Below are 686 nucleotides of genomic sequence, written 5' to 3'. Positions count from 1 at the left end.
AATATTACTTACAACCGTAATACAGCCTCAATAGACCGTTATGATTATACTTATTGGTCATCACCGGTAGCATCAGGTGTTACCCTTCATGATGTATCACCAACTACACTGGCAGATAAATATTACAGCTATGATCCAACCGCAAAATGGGTATTGAGTTATAACGGAATTTTACCCATGCAGCCAGGCAATGGATATATTATCAGAGGGCCTCAGGGATATGTAAGCAAAGCTGTTTATAGTGCCTCTTTTACAGGAATACCCAATAATGGAAATATTACGATAACCCCAACGGTATCAAAATGGTACTTAGCCGGAAATCCATATCCGTCTGCTATCAGTGCTGATGAACTTATCGATCATTCAGATGTGGGTGCTTTGTATTTCTGGACACACAGTTCACCTCCTGATGAAGGAAATGACGGAAGTGAAAAATACAACTATGATGTTGCCGATTATGCGGTATACAGTCTGGCCGGAGGTGTGGTTACCCACGAAGGAGCTGCTGTTATGAATGGCCATATTGCTGCCGGACAGGGATTCTTTTTCAGATCACCTTCAGGAAACAATGTGGTGTTTACCAACAGTATGAGAAATGGCAATAACAGTCAGTTCTTTAAAACATCCAAAAGCAGTACCCTTGAAAGAAACCGTATATGGCTGAACTTTAAAAATACCCAGGGAGC

Annotated in this window: 1 protein-coding gene; it reads left to right on the top strand. The window is 41.3% G+C overall.

The window, feature by feature from the left end; genetic code table 11:
* Window positions 1-686 (top strand): DUF8693 domain-containing protein (locus ACODST_RS27810; protein ID WP_488935348.1); only part of this gene is annotated, 686 nt, incomplete at both ends.

The sequence above is a fragment of the Flavobacterium sp. FG19 genome, assembly GCF_057809475.1.
Note: the sequence above shows the minus strand (reverse complement) of the source record. Positions and strands in the feature narration are given on the sequence as shown.